The organism is Rhodococcus sp. F64268, from assembly GCF_023015605.1.
In the GTDB taxonomy this organism is placed as follows: Bacteria; Actinomycetota; Actinomycetes; order Mycobacteriales; family Mycobacteriaceae; genus Rhodococcus.
The window spans coordinates 645,658-663,625 of record NZ_JALKAI010000001.1; the positions used below are offsets into that span (position 1 = coordinate 645,658).

The following is a 17,968-nucleotide window of genomic DNA, read 5'->3' on the forward strand; positions in this document are numbered from 1 at the left end:
GTCCCTTCCTCTACCGTCTGACGACATGCGGATCCTGCACACCTCCGACTGGCACATCGGTCGCACCTTCCACGGTGTGGACCTGCTCGCCGACCAGGCCGCCGCGCTCACCGCCGTCGCAGAACTCGTCGCGGAGCGTGGGGTGGACGTGGTGGTGGTACCGGGCGACATCTACGACCGCTCCATCCCCAGTGCCGACGCCGTCGCAGTGTGCAATGCCGGGCTCGAGGCCATTCGTGCCGCCGGTGCAGTGATCGTCGCTACCTCCGGCAACCACGACTCGCCCGTGCGGCTCGGCGCGGGTGCAGCCTTTGCTGCGCACGGGGGACTGCACCTGATCACACGGGTCTCGCAGGTTGATCGGCCCGTGGTGCTGAACGACGAGCACGGGCCGGTCGCGTTCTACGGCATCCCGTATCTCGAACCGGAGATCACCCGCACCGAACTCGACGTCCCCGGTGCACGGTCGCATCAGGATATCCTCGACGCCGCGATGGCCCGGGTGCAGACCGACGCCGCCCAGCGCGGCGTCCGCACCGTGGTGCTGGCGCACGCGTTCGTCGTGGGCGGGGAGCCGACCGAGTCGGAACGGTCGATTTCGGTCGGTGGGGTCGAGACCGTGTCCACGGCCACTTTCGACGGCGCCGACTATGTGGCGCTCGGGCACCTGCATTCGCCGCAGACGGTGTCCGAACACGTCCGGTACTCGGGGTCGTTGCTGCCCTATTCGTTCGGTGAGCGCTCTCATCGCAAGGCGGTGTGGCTCGTCGAGCTCGACGAGACCGGCCTCGCCTCCGTCGACCGCGTCGACCTGCCCGTGGTGCGCGAGCTGACCCAGCTCACCGGCGATCTCGACGATCTACTCGCGGATTCGGCTCACGAGGCCGCCGAGGACCACTACGTCGCTGCTGTCCTGACCGACCGGGCTCGCCCGGTCGACGCGATGCGACGGCTGCAGGAGCGGTTCCCGCATGCTGTGCACGTGCAATGGGAACGTCCCGATTCGGGATCCGACGGCAGCTACCGGGAGAAGGTACGAGGCCGCACCGACCTCGAGATCGCATCGTCGTTTCTCACCGACGTCCGCTCCGAGCCGTCCACCCGCGAAAGGGAATGGTTCGAACAGGCCTTCCGCGACGAGGATCGCCGCCGCGGCGTCGGCGATGAGTCGCGGGGCAACGACTCCGGTCACGACCAGCGGGTGGACGTACCGGCATGAGATTGCATTCGATCGAGGTCACCGCCTTCGGGCCGTTCGCCGACACCGTCGCCGTCGATTTCGACGATCTCGGGGCCGACGGGTTGTTCCTTCTGCACGGACAGACCGGTGCGGGGAAGACGTCGATCCTCGATGCCGTCGCGTTCGCGCTCTACGGCACGGTGCCCGGCGCCCGCGCCGATGGGCGCAGGTTGCTGTCCGACCACGCGCCCACGGGCGCTACACCGAAGGTCTGCCTCGAGGCGACGATCGGTGGTCGGCGACTACGCATCGAGCGCAGTCCCGAATTCGAACGCCCGAAGAAGCGCGGGGTCGGCACCGTCAAGCAGCAGGCGAAAGCCACCCTGTTGTGGCTCGACGGCACCGGGGAGAACCTGTCGCGCATCCCCGAGATCGGCGATGTGGTCAAGGGGCTGCTCGGGATGAGCGCCGAACAGTTCTTCCAGGTCGTGTTGCTGCCGCAGGGTGAATTCGCGAAATTTCTGCGGGCGGCCAGCGACGAGCGCGGCAAACTTCTCGAGCGACTGTTCGACACCACCAGGTTCGGCGACGTCGAGCAATGGTTCCGCGAGCGTCGAGGGTCCGGCGCGAAAGCGCTTGCCGAACAGCAGAAGGCTGTCGACGTGCTCGCGGCGAAGGTGGCCGCCGCCGCCGGGATCGAGGCGGGAGCCGATGCCGAACCGGTCGAATGGGCCCGCAGGTTACTGGCCGATGCCGCCGACGTCCGGGATTCGGCCGAGGCGGCGCATGCCGACGCCCGCGAGACCGATCGTGTCAACCGCGCCGCACTCGACCGGGCGGTCGTGCTGGCAGAACGAATCCGGCGACGCGGCGAAGCACTCGCGGACCGAGCCCGGCTCGACGTCACCGAGCCGGAGCGCAGCGCGATTCTCGCCGAACGCGACGCAGCGCATCGTGCGCAGCTGGTGGCGGTTCTCGATCGCGAAGCGGCAGGCGCTGCTGCTGAATCGGAGGCTGCACAGGACGAACTCGACTCCACTTCATCGGTTCTCGCGAAGTCGGTCGAGGGGCGCAGCCTGCTCGACGAGGTGCCCGGGCCGCCCGACGAATCCGACCGCGTGCGGATCCGTCCCCGCTGCGAGCAGTGGTCGAGTGAGGTGACCGGACTCGACGCCTTGATCGACCAGCAGCGGCGTCTTTCCGAGATCGTCTCGCGGCGTGAGGCCTTGGAGGGAAAACGGCAGACCGTCGATGAAGAACTCGAAGGTATTGTTGCGGAACGTGCTGCCCTGCCCACCCTGGTGACGGAGGCGGCGGCCGCGGTCGCCGAATCGGAGAAGGCTGCAGCGTCGCTCCCGGGGTTGCGCGATGCCCGCGACCGCGCCGCCGACGCGCTTGCCGCTGCTCGTGAATTGCGCTCGCGCAGTGCAGAACTTCACCAACTCGAGAAGGCGGCGGCGCAGCGCCATTCGGATCACAATCTGGCGCACGAGGCCCTGCTCGATATTCGTGCTCGCCGAATCGCCGGCATGGCGGCGGAACTCGCTGCCAGGCTGGTCGAGGGGCATCCCTGCGAGGTGTGCGGAGCAGTCGCACATCCGTCGCCGGCACAGCCCGAACCGGACGCCGCGACCGAGGACGACGAAGAGAACGCCCATGCCGCCGAGCAGCGAGCAGCGAAGGCGCTCACCGAGGTGCGTGCAGCGGTCGGAGATGCCACCAGCGCGGTGGCGATCCTGCGGCAACGCAGCGGCGACTCTTGTGAAGACGAGTCGGCCGCGGCGCACGCGGACGCCGTCCGGGCGCACGACACGGCCGAGTCTGCGGCAACGCAGCTGGAGGGGCGCCGCCGCGCGGTCGCTGATCTTCACGAACGCGACCTTGCCCTGCAGGCCCGAGAGCGGGAGGCGGAGACCGTCCTGGCAACCATTGCCCGCGACGATGCGGTACTCGCATCGGAGGCCGACGAGACCGGCCGCCGAATCGCGGCGGCAGTCGACGGCAGTGAATCGTTGTCAGCGAAACGGGAGCACCTCGCCACTGTGGTGCGCGCTGCCACCGCATGGCTCGATGCCCGGCTCAGGGTGGTTCAGGTGCGTTCGGTTGCGCAGCAGCGCGCTCGTGAAGCGGAGGCCGCCGCAACCGACGGCGGATTCACCGATCTCGTACACGCGCGTGCCGCGATGCGCCCCGCATCGAGAATCGCGGAGATCGATCACGAGATCCGCGACGCAGAGAACCGCAAGGCGATCGTCGCCGCGGTGCTCGCCGAACCGGGGATCGCTGCTCTCACCGGCAACGAGGTCGCCGATGTCGAGGCCGCGCGCGCGGTGGTCGACTCCGGTGCTGCGGCACTCGAATCCGCGCTCGCTGCCGCGACCGAGGCACACCGCCGTCACACCGACATCGCATCCTACGCGAGCCGTCTCGAGCGGGCCTACGAGGCACTGGTGCCGCTACGCGACGAGCAGGCCGAGCTCACGGCACTCGCCGACGTCGTCGCCGGTGGAGGGGCGAACAACCGCAAGATGTCGTTGCGTTCCTATGTGCTTGCTGCGCGCCTCGAAGAGGTGGCGGAGGCGGCGTCCGAGCGGCTGCGCAGGATGTCCGGTGGCCGCTACGAATTCGTGCACAGTGACGCTGCCGGTAGCCACGGCAAGCGAGGCGGGCTCGGACTCGACATCCACGACGAGTACACGGGTTCGGTGCGGTCCACCAAGACACTGTCCGGTGGCGAATCGTTCCAGGCATCCCTGGCGCTGGCACTCGGGCTCGCGGATGTCGTCGCAGCAGAGGCCGGTGGAGTGGTGATCGACACCATGTTCATCGACGAAGGTTTCGGCACTCTCGACGCCGACGCGCTCGATGCCGTGATGGGGGTCCTCGATGAGCTGCGTGCCGGTGGGCGGGTAGTGGGTGTGGTCAGCCACGTCGACGAACTGCGGCAACGAATCCCGAGCCGCCTGCACGTGTTGCGTGGTCGAACCGGCTCCACCGTGCAGGTGGCGGGTTGAGCGGTTCTTACGGGTTGGACGGCGACGAGTTCGGGTCGGGCGCTGAAGTGTCGCCCGGCGCAGGCAAGACCTTCGTGTCGTCCTCGTCCTCGTTCTCGCCGTCGTCGCGCTCCACCGATCGTGCGTCGATCTGTTCGCCGATGTAGCGGATAACCACCGCGCCGACTGCCGCGACCGGGACAGCCAGGAAGGCGCCGATGATCCCGAACAGTGACGAGCCGGCCGTCACGGCGAGCAGCACCACCACGGCGTGCAATTTCATGCTCTTGGACTGCAGCACCGGTTGCAGTACGTTGCCCTCGATCTGCTGCACCGCGATGATCAGGACCAACACGATCACTGCCGTGGTGAACCCGTTCGCGACCAAGGCGACCAATACCGCGAGTGCGCCTGCGACGAACGCACCGACGATCGGAATGAACCCACCGATGAACGTCAGGATCGCGAGTACCGGGGCGAGCGGGACCCCCAGGATGACGAGGCCGATGCCGATGAACAATGCATCGATGAAGCTCACCAACGCCTGGGTGCGGATGAATCCGCCGAGCGTGGCCCACATCCGCTCGAGGACTTCTTCGAGGTGACGACCTGCCCTGCGGCCACTGACCGAGTGCAGCCACGGCAGGAACCTCGGCCCGTCCTTGATGAAGAAGAACGTCAATACAAGCACCAGAGCCAGAGTCACCAGCAGTGATCCTGCCGTGCTCACCCCGGAGAACACGCCGCCGGCAATCGAGGCGGCACTGCCCTGTAGACGTTCGATGACGACGTGCACCGCGTTGTCGAGCTGTTCGTCCTGCAGGTTGATCGGCGGGCCCTGCACCCAGTCCTGCACGGTGTTGATGCCCTCGGTGGCCTTGTTCGCAAGGTCGGGAACCTGCGCCACGACGGACGGGACGATGCCGGCGATGATCCCGGCGACGATTGCGAAGAACAGCACGAGGGTCAGCCCGGCTGCTGCCGCGGGCGGAACCCCACGCCTGGTCATCCCGCGGGTCGGCGGCCACAGGATCGTCGAAACGACGATTGCGAGGGCCACCGGCAGGATGATCACCCACATCTTCTCGATGACCCAGCCGAGCACCACAGCCGCGGCCGCGATGAGAACGAGGCAGCCCGACCACTTCGCCAACCAGATTCCACCGACGCCGAGTAGGGTGCCGCGATCCGGCTTCGCGGCCTTGTCGCCTGCCTTGTGGTCGGAGGTGTTCTTCGCCTCGCTCAACGGTGGTCCTTCCGCGCGAATGTATTGATCGCCTCGATCGATATTCGCCAATCTACGGCCAGAGTGCCGGATCTGCCGGGGGATGCGGTTTTGCCGGATACGCCCGTGTCCAGCGCGAACACGTGACATCCTCGATGGATGTTTCTGCACATCGAGAATCTCGTTTCTCGCAGGGTTTTGTGTGTGATCACCGCCGTCGCATGTGCTGGAGTCCTCAGTGCGTGCGGCGAGGACGACTCGGCCACGTCGGAGGGCGTACGTTCGTCGGCTGGTGTCGCGGTCACTTCCGTCCAGGAAGGCGCGGAGGGCGCAGCCTCATCCGTGCAGAGCGCAGCGTCCAGTGTTGCCGAACGGGCAGGGGACTGGTTCGACGACGCCAAACTTGGCGCATTCGTCACTGCATTCCGTGCCGCATACCCGAACCTGTCATCCGATCGTGAAACCCAGTCGATCGAAACTATCGTCACCGAAACCTGCCCGCTGATCGAAGACGGCGCCGACGATGCCGAGGTGAACGCGAAAGTTGGAGAGCTCGCGACCAACGGCTCGGCGGTTCCCACCGAAGATCAGGCGGCCCGCATCGCGCAACTGGTGCGTGTGGCGTGCGGATGAATGGGCGTCGCGACGACCACGTAGACTCTTGGTCCTGTGAGCCTTACCCTCGGAATCGTCGGACTTCCCAACGTCGGCAAGTCGACGCTCTTCAATGCGCTGACCAAGAACGATGTGCTCGCCGCGAACTACCCGTTCGCGACGATCGAGCCGAACGTCGGCGTCGTCGAACTGCCTGATCCGCGGCTGAATCGGCTCGCCGAAATCTTCACTTCGCAGCGCATCCTTCCCGCCACCGTGTCGTTCGTCGATATCGCGGGCATCGTCAAGGGTGCGTCCGAAGGTGCAGGGCTCGGCAACAAGTTCCTCGCCAACATCCGCGAAGCCGACGCAATCTGTCAGGTCGTGCGCGTGTTCGCCGACGACGACGTCGTCCACGTCGACGGTCGCGTCGACCCGCTCGGTGATATCGAGATCATCGAGACCGAGCTCATCCTCGCCGATATTCAGACCCTCGAGAAGGCTGTGCCACGCCTCGAGAAGGAAGCGAAGAAGAACAAGGAACTCAAGCCGCAGCATGAGGAAGCGCTCAAAGCACAGGCCGTGCTCGACGAGGGTGCCACGCTGTTCTCGAAGAAGGACACCCTCGATTTCGGTTTGCTGCGTGAGCTCAACCTCATGACGACCAAGCCGTTCCTCTACGTGTTCAACGCCGACGAGTCCGTGCTTACCGACGACGCGAAGAAGCAGGAACTGCGTGCGGCTGTGGCGCCCGCCGACTGCGTGTTCCTCGACGCGAAGGTCGAGTCCGAGCTCATCGAACTCGAACCCGACGAAGCGCAGGAACTGCTCGACTCGATCGGCCAGGACGAAGCCGGACTCGACTCGCTCGCGCGCGTCGGCTTCCACACTCTCGGTCTGCAGACCTACCTCACCGCAGGCCCCAAGGAAGCGCGCGCCTGGACCATCCCGCAGGGCGCGACCGCGCCGCAGGCGGCCGGTGTCATCCACTCCGACTTCGAGCGGGGCTTCATCAAGGCCGAAATCGTATCGTTCGCGGATCTCGACGCGGCCGGATCGATGGCCGAGGCGAAGGCCAAGGGCAAGGTCCGCATGGAGGGCAAAGATTACGTCATGGCCGACGGCGACGTGGTCGAGTTCAGGACTGGGCTGACGTCTGGAAGCAAAAAGTGACCGGCCCCAGGGCGGGCCAAGACCCGCTGGACTCAAGAGAGTTCGGATCGCGATTCACCGCTGGTGAAGCGTCCGACTACATCAGGAACGTGTCGCCGGCGGTCATCAGCACGATCAACGATTTCATACGAGCGACGTTCGTTACCCGCGGTGGTCGAATGGGCAGCGGGATGGGGCTATTGCTGGAGGGGCTCTGGGGCTACCACATGAGTCAGGCCCTGGAGACCCATGGAATCGAGATCGCATGGATCGCGGATAACCAGTACAACGACTATGCGTGCGTCGACGCGCTCAGTGACTGGGATCCCGACACGCGCGAAGGCGAGCTGTTTCGGATCGAAGCGAAGACCATGAACCTCGGAGCTGATGAGTCGAAGGGGCACTTTGCGGAACTTGCCAAGAACATTGATCCGAACGACCTGTTGCTCGTCATGACGTGGAGGTGGACCGACACGGAAGACGGTCGGCGCTGCTATCCACAGATCGTTGAGGTGTTTCTGGAACGTGCGCTGCCGCTGGCGAACCTCCGTGATGCTCTCCATCAGGCGCGTGGTGGTTCGTTCGTTTCGGCCGAGAATTGCCCCGACGGATGTCAACCATCTGTCTGTTCGCACGACGGAGAACCACTCAACGAGCGAGGAAAGCGTGAACGGCTCTCGGGGCCGGAGTCCCGGCGCCCATCTGCGAAGGTTTCGTTCGCAGCAAACTTTGGAGGACTGTTCCGCATGGTGGGAACTAGGGGTGCCCAGGCACGTGCAGAACTCGACAGGCAGCGCAAAGCAAGCCCAATCGCTGACAAATACGTAGCGTTCGTCAACCACAGCCGTGGACGGCTGGACCGCGAGTAGAGCGTCGGATGTCGGTACCCCCGGCTAGCCTCGGTTAACGAGTCGCTTCCCCGCCCTGGAAGGGCGAGCGGAACGTCTGGGTGAAAGGAGTGCTCGTTGCTTGCACATGACATCAGGACTGATGTGGACCGAGCCTGGGACACAATTTGGTCTACCGGCGTAACCAACCCGATCGTCGTATCTGACCTGATTGGCACTCTGCTGATGGTCGGCGCGTCGCCTGGTCGGTGGGAACAGTTGCGCCGCAACGCCGCTGACAACTCGGCAGAGCTCATCGCGCGGGAGCTGGCAGAAGTCCGCCGCAGCTTCGGCGTAGATCCTGGATCTGAAATCGAGGCCGCAGAGTTTTGGTTAGCCAACCACGCACTAGCAGAGGCGATGGACCTGATCGGTCCTGTCATCGAAGCGTACGGCGACATCTTGGGCGACATTTACGAACACATCTTGTCCAAGTTAAGTCTTGCGGGCCATTTCGGCCAGTTTCGTACACCGCGGCACATCGTCGAGTTCATGGTCGAGGCGTTAGACCCGATCGACGGTGAGATAGTAGCTGACCCGGCCTGTGGTTCCGGCGGCTTCCTTGTGGCGGCTTCCGACTATCGAAAAAGTCAAGGGCGCACTGGGCCTGAGTTCGGAATCGAGATCGATCGGACAATCTCCCGGATTGCGCTCGCCAACGTCGTCTTCCATGGGATGACGAGTGGCACCATCCTTCACGGTGACGGCCTCACGACAAAGATGCCGTCCGCGCCGGATGTCGTACTTGCGAATCCTCCGTTCGCAGGCGCGGTCGGCGCTGATGTCTCCCGTCGATTTGCCTCCGGTTCAAATAAGACCGAGCTTCTCTTCGTGGAGGCAATCTCGGAGGCTCTCGCCAACAATGGTCGGGCAGCGGTCGTTGTGCCCAGCGGTGTGATTACTGGCGGGAGCGGTTCTGCTCGCTACGTGCGGAAGCGCCTACTCGAGGAGAACACACTCGAAGCGGTGGTAGAGCTCCCAAGTGGCGTTTTCAGGCCATACACCGACGTGAAAACTGCTGTCTTGATTTGGCGAAATGTCAAGCCTCGCGCGGGCGCGACCGTCAAAATGATCCGGCTGACGGCTGACGGATTCAGTCTTGACGCCAGGCGAACTCAGGTCGCACAGAGTGATCTACCGGAGGCTCTTCGTGCGCTTCGAGGTGCCCCCTCCGAACTCGCGGTAGAGGTTGATCCCGCCGAGATAGCTGAGAATGGGTACAACTTGAATCCGTCGAGGTATCTCCTCGTCAGGGACGATGTCCCGGACAACGATTTACCGACTGTGAGCGAGGCGCTCGGATTCCTGAAGGAATCCGTTGGCGAGATCTCATCGAAACTGGCACGCATTGAGGAGTTGATCTCGTGATTGCAGTTGAGCGTGTGCAACTTGGCGAGGTGGTGCAGCTCGCCCGGTCGAGCGTGAAACCGGAGAAGATCGATCCAGGCCGACAGTATGTGCTCCTGGAGCACATTGCGTCCGGCACGGGAGAGGTCGCCCCGGTCTTGGCGGGTGAAAGTGAAATTCGTTCCAACAAGGCGGCCTTTCAAGCCGGTGACGTCCTCTATGGGAAGCTGCGGCCGAAGCTTCGTAAAGTTTGTGTGGCGAAGGAGGACGGCTATTGCAGCACGGACATCCTCCCATTGCGTCCAACGGAGCCCCATACCGCGTTCTACCTGGCTTCAGTTCTACGCAGTGAACGATTTTACGCAGAGGTCGAGCGACTTGTCGGAGGGGCGAACCTCCCACGTGTAAATGCCAAGGAACTCCTCAGGCTGGAGGTTCCGTGGCTAGAGGGAGAGGAGCGGCGGAAGTTTGACGAGTTGGCTCGTCTGGCGGCTGAACTCCGTTCCGAAGTCACCGTTCTGGGGGAGCGGATCGAGTTATTTGAAGCCGTGCTCTGGGCGTAGTCGACAGATCGCGGACCGATAGCGAAGCGATTCGACTTCTCGTGGACGGGTTTGTGGGTATCTGATGCCCGCAAACCCGTCTGCTGTCTCTGCTAGATACAGGAGCGGGACGTCACTTGTTCTGTACGGGGCTTACGTATGGCGCTAGGATGAAGGTGTGAAGACTGAATCCCCATCCCGTCGAGCGGCTATTTACCTCCGCATTTCCCTGGACCGGGAGATGGATGGGCTCGCCATTGAGCGTCAGCGCGAGGACTGTGAACGCTTAGCTGAGCGCGAAGGCTGGACCATCGTCGAGACCTACATCGATCAGTCCAAGAGCGCCACGGACGCCACGAAGTCACGCCCTGACTACGACCGGATGGTCGCTGACTACGAGGCCGGAGCTTTCGACGCGATCGTCTGCTGGGACCTTGACCGGCTTACCCGTCAGCCCCGTCAGATGGAGGACTGGGTCGACGCGGCACGATTCCGCGGCCTGCTGCTGAAGTCGGTGTCGGGTGACGTCGATCTGACCAACGAGAACGGCCTCCTTATCGCGGGGATCAAGATCCAGGTCGCCCGCGCCGAGGTGGTGCGCAAGAGTAAGCGCCAGTCGCGTGCGCAGAAGCAGCGAGCGGCGATGGGGCGTGCGCCGAAGGGTATGCGGCCCCTCGGGTACGCGACCAACGGTGATGTGATCGAGAACGAGGCGGCCGCTGTCCGCGCCATCTACGCACTGTTCTCCAAGACCGAGAACCCCGAGTCGCTCAGGTCACTCGCCCGTGCTTTGAGCGGCGCGGACGTCATCGAGGGGATCGACGCTCTGCCGAAGCACACGCACACGGTTTCAGTGGAGCGTGAGGCAGCGCGGAAACTCCGGGCTGAAGAAGAGAACCGGCCTTACGAGGCCCGGGAACCCAAGGCTGACGGCCCGTGGTCGCCGTCCACCGTGCTGGGCATTCTCCGAAACCCGCGCTACGCGGGCATGTCAACCTACACGCCCAAAGAGTTCCAGAAGGACGGCAATCGACGTCGCACCTGGCGCGCGCAGATCCTCCGCGACGATGTCGGAGAGCCGATCAGGGGACAGTGGGAGTCGATCGTTGACGACGAGACCTGGTGGAAGGTGCAGGAGATCCTCGATGACAAGAAGCGTGTAACGAACACCAGCGGATCAACCAAGCGCAAGCGCCTCGGGAGCGGTTTGTATCGGTGCGGTCTCACTGATCCGGAGACTGGCCAATCATGCGGGAAAAAGGTCACCGGCGCGCCACGCGGTTACACATGCCCAGGCCACATGGTCAGGTCTGGTCCCGCGATCGACGACTTCGTAACGGGTGTAATCAGCGGCCGCCTGGCCGAACCCGACGCGGTGCGACAGGTTCCGGCTACCACCAACAACGCCGAGACCCAAGCAATCGACGCGGCGATCAGTGCGCAACGGGCCAAGATCAGCAGAGCCCAGCACGACTACGACGCGGAGATCATCGAGGGCCACGACCTCAAGCGGGTCAGAGATGCCGCAGAGTCGAGTATCCAAGAGCTCGAAGCCCAGCGGCTCCTACAGGGACGTGCTGGTGCACTCGCGCCGGTGCTGGGTACCGACGACCCGGTTAAGGCCTTCCGGGAGGCGTCTTTGCACCTGCGGCGGCAGGTCGTCGACGCGCTGGCCACGGTCTCGCTGCAACCACAGCCACGTGGGCGGAAGGGATTCGACCCGGCTTCCGTCGAGATCGTCTGGAAGTAGGCGGTAGTGGGTTGACCAGCAACCCATCGGCCGGCCGCAAGCGGCAGGCCGATGGACTGGTCGTCAGATACGGTCCCGATGCCTCCAGTCGCTCACGGCGCCGTACGCCCACACCAGCGAGCGCCACAGTCCCCAAAGCGCAGCTCCCACTGCGAGGACGAAAAGGAGCCCTTTCGAAATCAGCTCCGGTGCGGACCCGTCGGTGGTGACCAGCTCCCAGGCGTAGAACACACCACCTACGAGAACCGTCCAGGACATCAGGATTGCGGACGCCGGGACCAGTGCCAATACGAGCGCACCCAACGCGTCCCAGTACCGTCGCGCGGCTACCTTGTCGGCAGCGGCCACCAGCCTCTCGACGCGCGCGGCCTTCGCCTTCTCACCATCGTCCATCGCCTTGTCGACCTTGTTGACGACGGCGTTGGCCACCACGCGGATCTCCTTCGCGGCAGCGGCCCGCACACCATCGACGGCACCGGCGGCCTTCTCGGCGGCGTCGGCGGCTTTCCGGGCGTCGGCGGCCGCCTGCTTACTGGCCGAAGTAGCGCCCTTCGTCTCGGCGCTGAGGGCCTTCGTGGCCGAGCGCAGATCGTTGCCGCTGACGCTGTCGGCGAGTACGCTCAGCGTCCTCTCGATCTCGTCGAGCCTTTGCCGCACGGGCTCGATCCCGGATGCCGCGCTGGACGGCGGCGGAGTGCTGGGCCGCTGCTGCTCCATCATCGTCAGCCGCCCGGACAGGCTCAGTGTGTCGTTGCCCTGTTTCTCGATGAGGTTGTTGATCGCGGTCGTCAGCCCGGCGACGTGCTCCTCGACGCGGCTCTGGCGAGTCGTCAACTCGCGCAACAGCTCCAAGTTCTCGGCGCTCGTCTGCGCGGCCTGGTCCTCGTTCTTCATGTCGTTGAGCAACGGCATTCGTCTGCCCCTTCATCTTGTTCTCACTGTGGTAGTTGAAGATCTCGTCAGCACTCTCCGCGCTGAAGTCGAGGGAGAGCACCTTGCCGGACTTCGACAGGAGCTTCCCGTTCGGGTGACGCATTTTGTAACGGTGCTCACCGCTCTTGGCCACGCTGAACTTCACGTCGTGTTCAGCCAGCACGGCCTTGTACGCCTCGCGGTCAGTCGAGCGCGGGTCACGAAGCGACGCTGCGATCTTGTCGCCTAAGGTCTGCTCGAAGCCGCCAGCTTCGTACTGCTCCCGCTGCAACGACCAGTCGACCTTCGCCTGCATAGGGGAGTCGAGAACCTGACAGCCCTCACGTTCCATCAAGGCATCGTTGGCCTGGTGGACGCCCTTCGCCCACGAGGTGTTCCGCTGCAACGATTTACCCGTCAGGAGGTCGTTGTTGCAGACGTAGATGTGGTTGTGGAGATGACTACCCCGGCTGTCGGCGTGCGTCACCACGAGGTAGTCCGCGATGTGCATATCTTCGGCGAGCTTGCGGCCAAGATCATTGACCCGCTTGACGTCGTTGGGGTTGTTCACATCGAACTCGTCAGGTGAGAAGTTCTGCGTGTAGCTATACAGCTCGACCTTGCGCCCGTGGTCTTCACACCGCGCGATGAACTCGGCAGGGTTGTCGACGGAGGAGGAGAGCGCGGCGGCGCGGCTGGTACCGCGCCGCCGGTGCTCTTCCTTCAGCTGGCCGCTGTCGCCGTAGAGGGCATAGTCGACGCTGGACCGTGCCGATTGCGACGAACGGACGTTGACGGTACTCACAGCCGGGTCCGATCCCCGGCGTCAGCCCGCAGTGCTTCGACGGCAGCGATCACCGGAGCGAGAGCCTTCTCCCGACCGGGGTCGGTGAGCGCCGCCAGGGCCTCATCGAGCGCAATGGTCCGCTTCTCGTCGAGCTGGCCACCAACGCGGAGCAGATCCCGAATCTCGGTTAGGAGTTTGACTGCCAGCTCATCACGCCGACGCTCCCGCCAGAGCACGGAGCCAGCGCGCCGGAGTTGCTCCACCAGCGCGGCCCGCGCAGGGTCCGGACGACGCGCGGCGGCGCGATGAAGCCGCTCGACTTCATCGCGCCGAGCGTTGAGACCGTCGCGCGCCAAAGCGCGCAGCCACGCGCCGGGCTTGACGCCCAGCGCCGCGCCACGCGCGTTGATCGCCGCCCGCTCCGGAGCGCTGAAGCGCACCGTCACGCGAGCGGACAGCCGGTCCGATTCGCACGCGGCTTCTGCGACTCTTCCCCCACGGCCAGCAGGGTAATTGTCGGACAACGCTTCGCGTCGCCCTCCAATTACCACGCCCCCGTCCTCACTCGCTTCGCTCGCTCCGGGCGGGGCCTCTGCTTCTTTGCCCGCCACGCGGGCAGCGGTACTACTGGCCATAACCATCACCACCCCAGGCGGTTTCGCCGAAGCCGGCCGACACCGGGGCAGGCGGCTCCTCCGTCACCGCGAGCCCGTCGGCAGGAGCGTCATCAGCGAGGAACAGCTCATCGCGGATGACCTTGAACTCGGCGGTGAAGGCAGCGCGACCGTCACCGATCTTGGAGTACAGGCGCTTACCGAGCTTGGCCGCTTCACGGGCGTCCTTCGCTTTCTGCTTCTGCTTCAGTTCGGCGACGCGGGCCTCGGCCTCGGCCAGCAGCTCGTCGAGGTTCTTACGGGTGTTCTTGTTGTCGGTCATCAGATCTCCTCTCATTGGTTGCCGGGTGCTTCCCAGCCGGAATTGGTGGTACGGCGCAAGTACTTCAGGCGGCGCGTTGGGCACGGTCATAACCTCCGATCACCAGTCGGGGAGGCCGTCGACGACCTCAGCGAGCGCGTTCAGATCGGCGTCGGCCAGCACCCGAGCCCGACGGTCGCGCTTACTCATGTGCTCCCACTGAGCGCGTGTGAAATCACCGAGCCCGAGCGACGACAGGTAGGCGATCTTCTGAGCCACCGGGACGCGCGATGCCAGCACCGGGGCGGCGATCAGACCCTCCTTGTGCGCGGCCACCAGCTCAGTCAGAAGCGCGGACTCGACCGTTCGGATACGCCGGCCGACGGCGCTGTCGTAGCGGCGCTTCCACGTCTTCATGTCGGAGACCGTGCGCAGGGTTCCGGTCGGCCGGTCCTCGCCCGTAGTGCCGGGGCGCATAGCCGCGATATGGCGGGCGATGTCTCGTCCACGCGAGTAATCGGCGACCGTCCCCCACGCGGCGGTGTCGTAGCCGGCCACCTCATGCCCACGGACCTCGTCGGCCCGCAGTTCGTCCAGCATCGGCTGACGCTTCATGTCGAAGTCGAGAGACACAGCGGGTTGCCGGTGGACCGGTCCGAAGTCGAGACGGTCGGCGGTGCGCGACAGTTCCCGGAACGACGGGAAGGAGGTATAGGCGTTCAGGATCTTCCCGTCACGGGAGACCGCCGTGTCGACGAACCACTCGCGCTCGGCGATGGACCCGCCGCGCTCGATGCCGTCCGGTGTTTTCAGCCCGGCCTTGGCGAGCACCCCGCCCGGCGACATGCTCACGTTCCCGCGAGTCGTGAGATTGGTCAGATCGTCCTGCTGGTGCTTCACCTCCCAGACCGACGGGTCACCGACCAACGCTTCGCGGGACGCACGGAATACTTCAGCCAATCCGAAGGCGTCACAGCGCTCGACGTCGGCTTCGGGAGTGATGAACCCGTCGGTCGTCACGCTCAGCAGATCGACCTGGTTGGCCATGCCGAGCAGGAATGCCCGGACCAGGCTGGTGATCATCGCGGCGTGGAACGGCGATGTCACGGCTGATCCACCGATCGACACCATTTCCTCGGCCCAAGAGTTCCAGCCACGACGCTCAGCGACGTCCTGCGCGAGCTTGCCGTAGCAGGAGTTGGTGGCGACCTTGATCATCAGTTCGACGAGCGAGCCCTTGCCCCAGATCCGTTTGGCCGCAGCGCGATCGGCGACCATCTGCTGCACCGCCGCGCGCATGGACCGAGAGGGCTCACCATCACGGTCGAGCACACGCAGCCGATAGCCGATCTGGACATCGACGTGACCACCGAGCTTGAGAGCCAGCAGCAGTTCGGGACCGCAGCACCACGCCCCCTCGAACGAGTCGAACTCGACGGCCGCCATTCCCTCGCCCTGCGCGGCACCGATCCCCTCGGAGGTTCGGGGATAGATGATCGACTGACCCACCTGGACAGGCAGGCACGGCTCGACGCCCTCAGGGAACTCCCAGCTGACGTATGCGGCCAGCGGCGTGGTGAACCCCAGCGGGAAGTCGTCGACGGACAACGCCCGGTCCTTGATGACCTCCTCGATACACCCGTTCTCGAAGTCGACGTCAACGACGGCTGCCATCGCCGACGGGTACGCCGACTGAATGTCGTGGTCGTAGGTCATCGTCGGGAAATGCCCGACCTTCAGACAACTGTTCCAGCCGCCGTGAAAGGACTTCTTGAAAGCGGAATGGACCTGGTTGGCGTCACCGTCGACCGGTGTCTGCGAGCGCACGGCGTAGTAGCTCAGACCGTCGTCGCTCACCTCCTGCCCCTCGTCCACGGACACCAGGCCCTGGAAGCGAGCCGAGAACTCCGCATTGCTGGAGACGCCCAGGTAGCCCTTGATGCCCGCCCGCAGAGCATGAGCACCCCCGCCTGAGAGTGTCACCGGAGGCACGGCGTTGACTCCCCAGAGCGCCGTCGAGTACTCCAGAACGATCGCGGCATCGTTCACGCCGTACTCCAGAAAGTCGGCGAGATGGTCGCGGCGGTAGCCGGTCATGTCCTCGATGGCGTTACCGACATCGAGCTTCGGCACCCCGCACACTTCACCGAGCGACTTGAGGCTGTTGGAGCCGGCGGCGGCCTGACCCATCGTGTCCCGGACGGTGATGGACAGCGGCAGGTACCGCTGGCTCGAACCGCGAGGACCGGAGGTCGCCGCCATACGGATCGGCTTCAGAGACACCAGCCCACCGGAAGCCGACGTCACCCGGCGCATGATGTCGTCGTAACGACCGTCGCCCCGGCGCCGACGCGGCCGGGCGAACGCCGTCAGGTCGGCCGGCAGGTAGTGACCGGCGAGCACAACACCGATGCCGTGACGGCCGTAGAGAGCGCTCATGCTGGCGGCGTAGTCACCGCCGACCCAGAAGTTCCGCCGGGCCACTCCGCGAGGATCGGGAAGACCGGCCGAACGCCACAGGCCGCTCTCGCGGATCACGACCGCTAGGCAGTCGGCGATGGCCAGCGGACCGCCGTAGCTCCCGCCGCCGTCGGTATGATGGACCGCTCCGTCGACCAGCGGCAGCAGCACGATGTCGAAGCGATAGCCACGGTCTTCAGGATCGAAGACCGAGAACTGGTAGCTGTCGATCGACCGCCGGCCGTCGGCGTCGTAGGTGAACTCAGTGTCGAAGCCGATGACCGGGGCGGTCTGATCGGAACCCATCGCGCGCACCGTCGCGAGGTCACCGAACGAGTGCTTATCAGGCTCCGGCGACGGCACGCTGTCCTGGCCGTTCCGGCCAGGCCAGTCTGCCGTTCCCATAGGGGATTTTGGCCTGAAAGCATCGTCGCAGTTCGGACCCTGTTTCTCGGCCTTCTCGCTGACAACGTTCCCGGGAACGTTGTCAGAAACGACGCTCACAGAGGGCTGTTCCGGCGTCCCCAGAGGCCGCTCAACGCGACGGACGAGGACGGCGGTCTCGACGCCACTGACGACCTCGCGATCGACCGTCCAGGATGTACCGGCGACACCCTCCCTGACTCGCTGGTACTCGACATTGCTGTCGTTCCAGTCAGCGCAGCGCGCGCCCATCAGGCGTTCCCCAGCAGCGAGGACAGACGCCGCACCTGGGCGTCGGTCAGCGGGGGAGCGGTGGCCACCACGCGCTGGATCGCGGACTCGACGTCCTCGAACGTGGTGGCTCGCTTCGGGACAGCGAGGGCGTCGAGGTCAGCGCGGAGGACCTTGACGCGCCCGCCGATCTTGACCGCTGGCAGCTTCCCATCGGCGATGTACTTGCGAAGGGTCTGGTACGCACCGTAGCCCAGCGCGACGGCCTCGGTGAGGTTGAGGTAGTGAGATTGATCGGATGCAGGAGGCGGGGTGTACCCCATTAGAAACTCCAGACAGCTGTAACTGTCCGGAGGGGGTTGCGTTTAGCGGCTTACTACTTGGGCGGCCTGCAGGTGCCGTGCTCCGTCGACGTCTACGACGTCAGTTGCTTTACGGGAGCGCTAACTCCCTACCCAATCCCTATTCGGTACCTCGCCTGCCATGCGAGGCCGTTACCCGTTTCACGTCCTGTCGGAGGATTTGCCCGCTGCTCGCGGTTCGGTGCGCTACACCGTGGGGCGATGCCTT

14 protein-coding genes are annotated in these 17,968 nt (G+C 64.9%); 8 read left to right on the forward strand and 6 right to left on the reverse strand.

Annotated elements, in window-relative coordinates; translation table 11 throughout:
- Positions 1 to 25: 25 nt before the first annotated feature.
- Entirely contained in the window at positions 26 to 1,219 is a 1,194-nt protein-coding gene (locus MWU77_RS03085; protein WP_247272905.1) for an exonuclease SbcCD subunit D, read from the forward strand.
- The gene (locus MWU77_RS03090; protein WP_247272906.1) at positions 1,216 to 4,194 is read left to right on the forward strand and encodes an AAA family ATPase; all 2,979 of its coding nucleotides are present in this window, start codon (positions 1,216 to 1,218) and stop codon (positions 4,192 to 4,194) included. The genes MWU77_RS03085 and MWU77_RS03090 overlap by 4 nt, the downstream gene beginning before the upstream one ends.
- A gap of 7 nt (positions 4,195 to 4,201) precedes the next feature.
- On the opposite strand, the gene MWU77_RS03095 is transcribed toward MWU77_RS03090, so the two are convergent.
- Positions 4,202 to 5,419: an AI-2E family transporter gene (locus MWU77_RS03095; RefSeq protein ID WP_247272907.1), complete on the reverse strand. Its 1,218-nt coding sequence runs from the start codon at positions 5,417 to 5,419 to the stop codon at positions 4,202 to 4,204.
- A gap of 183 nt (positions 5,420 to 5,602) precedes the next feature.
- Here MWU77_RS03095 and MWU77_RS03100 point away from each other — a divergent pair, with 183 nt between their 5' ends.
- From MWU77_RS03100 to MWU77_RS03125, 6 genes are all read left to right on the forward strand, one after another.
- Positions 5,603 to 6,031, forward strand: a complete 429-nt coding sequence (locus tag MWU77_RS03100) for a hypothetical protein (RefSeq protein ID WP_247272908.1) — start codon at positions 5,603 to 5,605, stop codon at positions 6,029 to 6,031.
- A 36-nt stretch (positions 6,032 to 6,067) separates the two neighbouring features.
- Positions 6,068 to 7,165: a redox-regulated ATPase YchF gene (ychF, locus tag MWU77_RS03105; protein ID WP_247272909.1), complete on the forward strand. Its 1,098-nt coding sequence runs from the start codon at positions 6,068 to 6,070 to the stop codon at positions 7,163 to 7,165.
- A complete protein-coding gene (locus MWU77_RS03110; RefSeq protein ID WP_247272910.1) occupies positions 7,162 to 8,013 on the forward strand; it encodes a hypothetical protein in 852 nt (283 codons plus the stop codon). Before ychF ends, MWU77_RS03110 begins: the two co-directional genes overlap by 4 nt.
- A gap of 96 nt (positions 8,014 to 8,109) precedes the next feature.
- Positions 8,110 to 9,399, forward strand: coding sequence for a class I SAM-dependent DNA methyltransferase (locus MWU77_RS03115; RefSeq protein ID WP_247272911.1), 1,290 nt, complete (start codon positions 8,110 to 8,112; stop codon positions 9,397 to 9,399).
- The gene (locus MWU77_RS03120) at positions 9,396 to 9,941 is read left to right on the forward strand and encodes a hypothetical protein (RefSeq protein ID WP_247272912.1); all 546 of its coding nucleotides are present in this window, start codon (positions 9,396 to 9,398) and stop codon (positions 9,939 to 9,941) included. Before MWU77_RS03115 ends, MWU77_RS03120 begins: the two co-directional genes overlap by 4 nt.
- Before the next feature lie 157 nt (positions 9,942 to 10,098).
- On the forward strand, positions 10,099 to 11,670 hold the full coding sequence (locus MWU77_RS03125) for a recombinase family protein (RefSeq protein ID WP_247272913.1): 1,572 nt from the start codon (positions 10,099 to 10,101) through the stop codon (positions 11,668 to 11,670).
- Between the two features lie 529 nt (positions 11,671 to 12,199).
- On the opposite strand, the gene MWU77_RS03130 is transcribed toward MWU77_RS03125, so the two are convergent.
- From MWU77_RS03130 to MWU77_RS03150, 5 genes are all read right to left on the reverse strand, one after another.
- Positions 12,200 to 13,387: a relaxase/mobilization nuclease domain-containing protein gene (locus MWU77_RS03130; protein ID WP_247272914.1), complete on the reverse strand. Its 1,188-nt coding sequence runs from the start codon at positions 13,385 to 13,387 to the stop codon at positions 12,200 to 12,202.
- A complete protein-coding gene (locus MWU77_RS03135) occupies positions 13,384 to 14,004 on the reverse strand; it encodes a hypothetical protein (protein WP_247272915.1) in 621 nt (206 codons plus the stop codon). Before MWU77_RS03135 ends, MWU77_RS03130 begins: the two co-directional genes overlap by 4 nt.
- Positions 13,994 to 14,305: a hypothetical protein gene (locus tag MWU77_RS03140; RefSeq protein ID WP_247272916.1), complete on the reverse strand. Its 312-nt coding sequence runs from the start codon at positions 14,303 to 14,305 to the stop codon at positions 13,994 to 13,996. The genes MWU77_RS03135 and MWU77_RS03140 overlap by 11 nt, the downstream gene beginning before the upstream one ends.
- 99 nt (positions 14,306 to 14,404) lie before the next feature.
- Positions 14,405 to 17,107 (reverse strand): hypothetical protein, encoded by a 2,703-nt coding sequence (locus MWU77_RS03145; RefSeq protein ID WP_247272917.1) that lies wholly within the window; start codon positions 17,105 to 17,107, stop codon positions 14,405 to 14,407.
- A 311-nt stretch (positions 17,108 to 17,418) separates the two neighbouring features.
- Positions 17,419 to 17,721 (reverse strand): helix-turn-helix domain-containing protein, encoded by a 303-nt coding sequence (locus MWU77_RS03150; RefSeq protein WP_247272918.1) that lies wholly within the window; start codon positions 17,719 to 17,721, stop codon positions 17,419 to 17,421.
- Between the last annotated feature and the right edge of the window lie 247 nt (positions 17,722 to 17,968).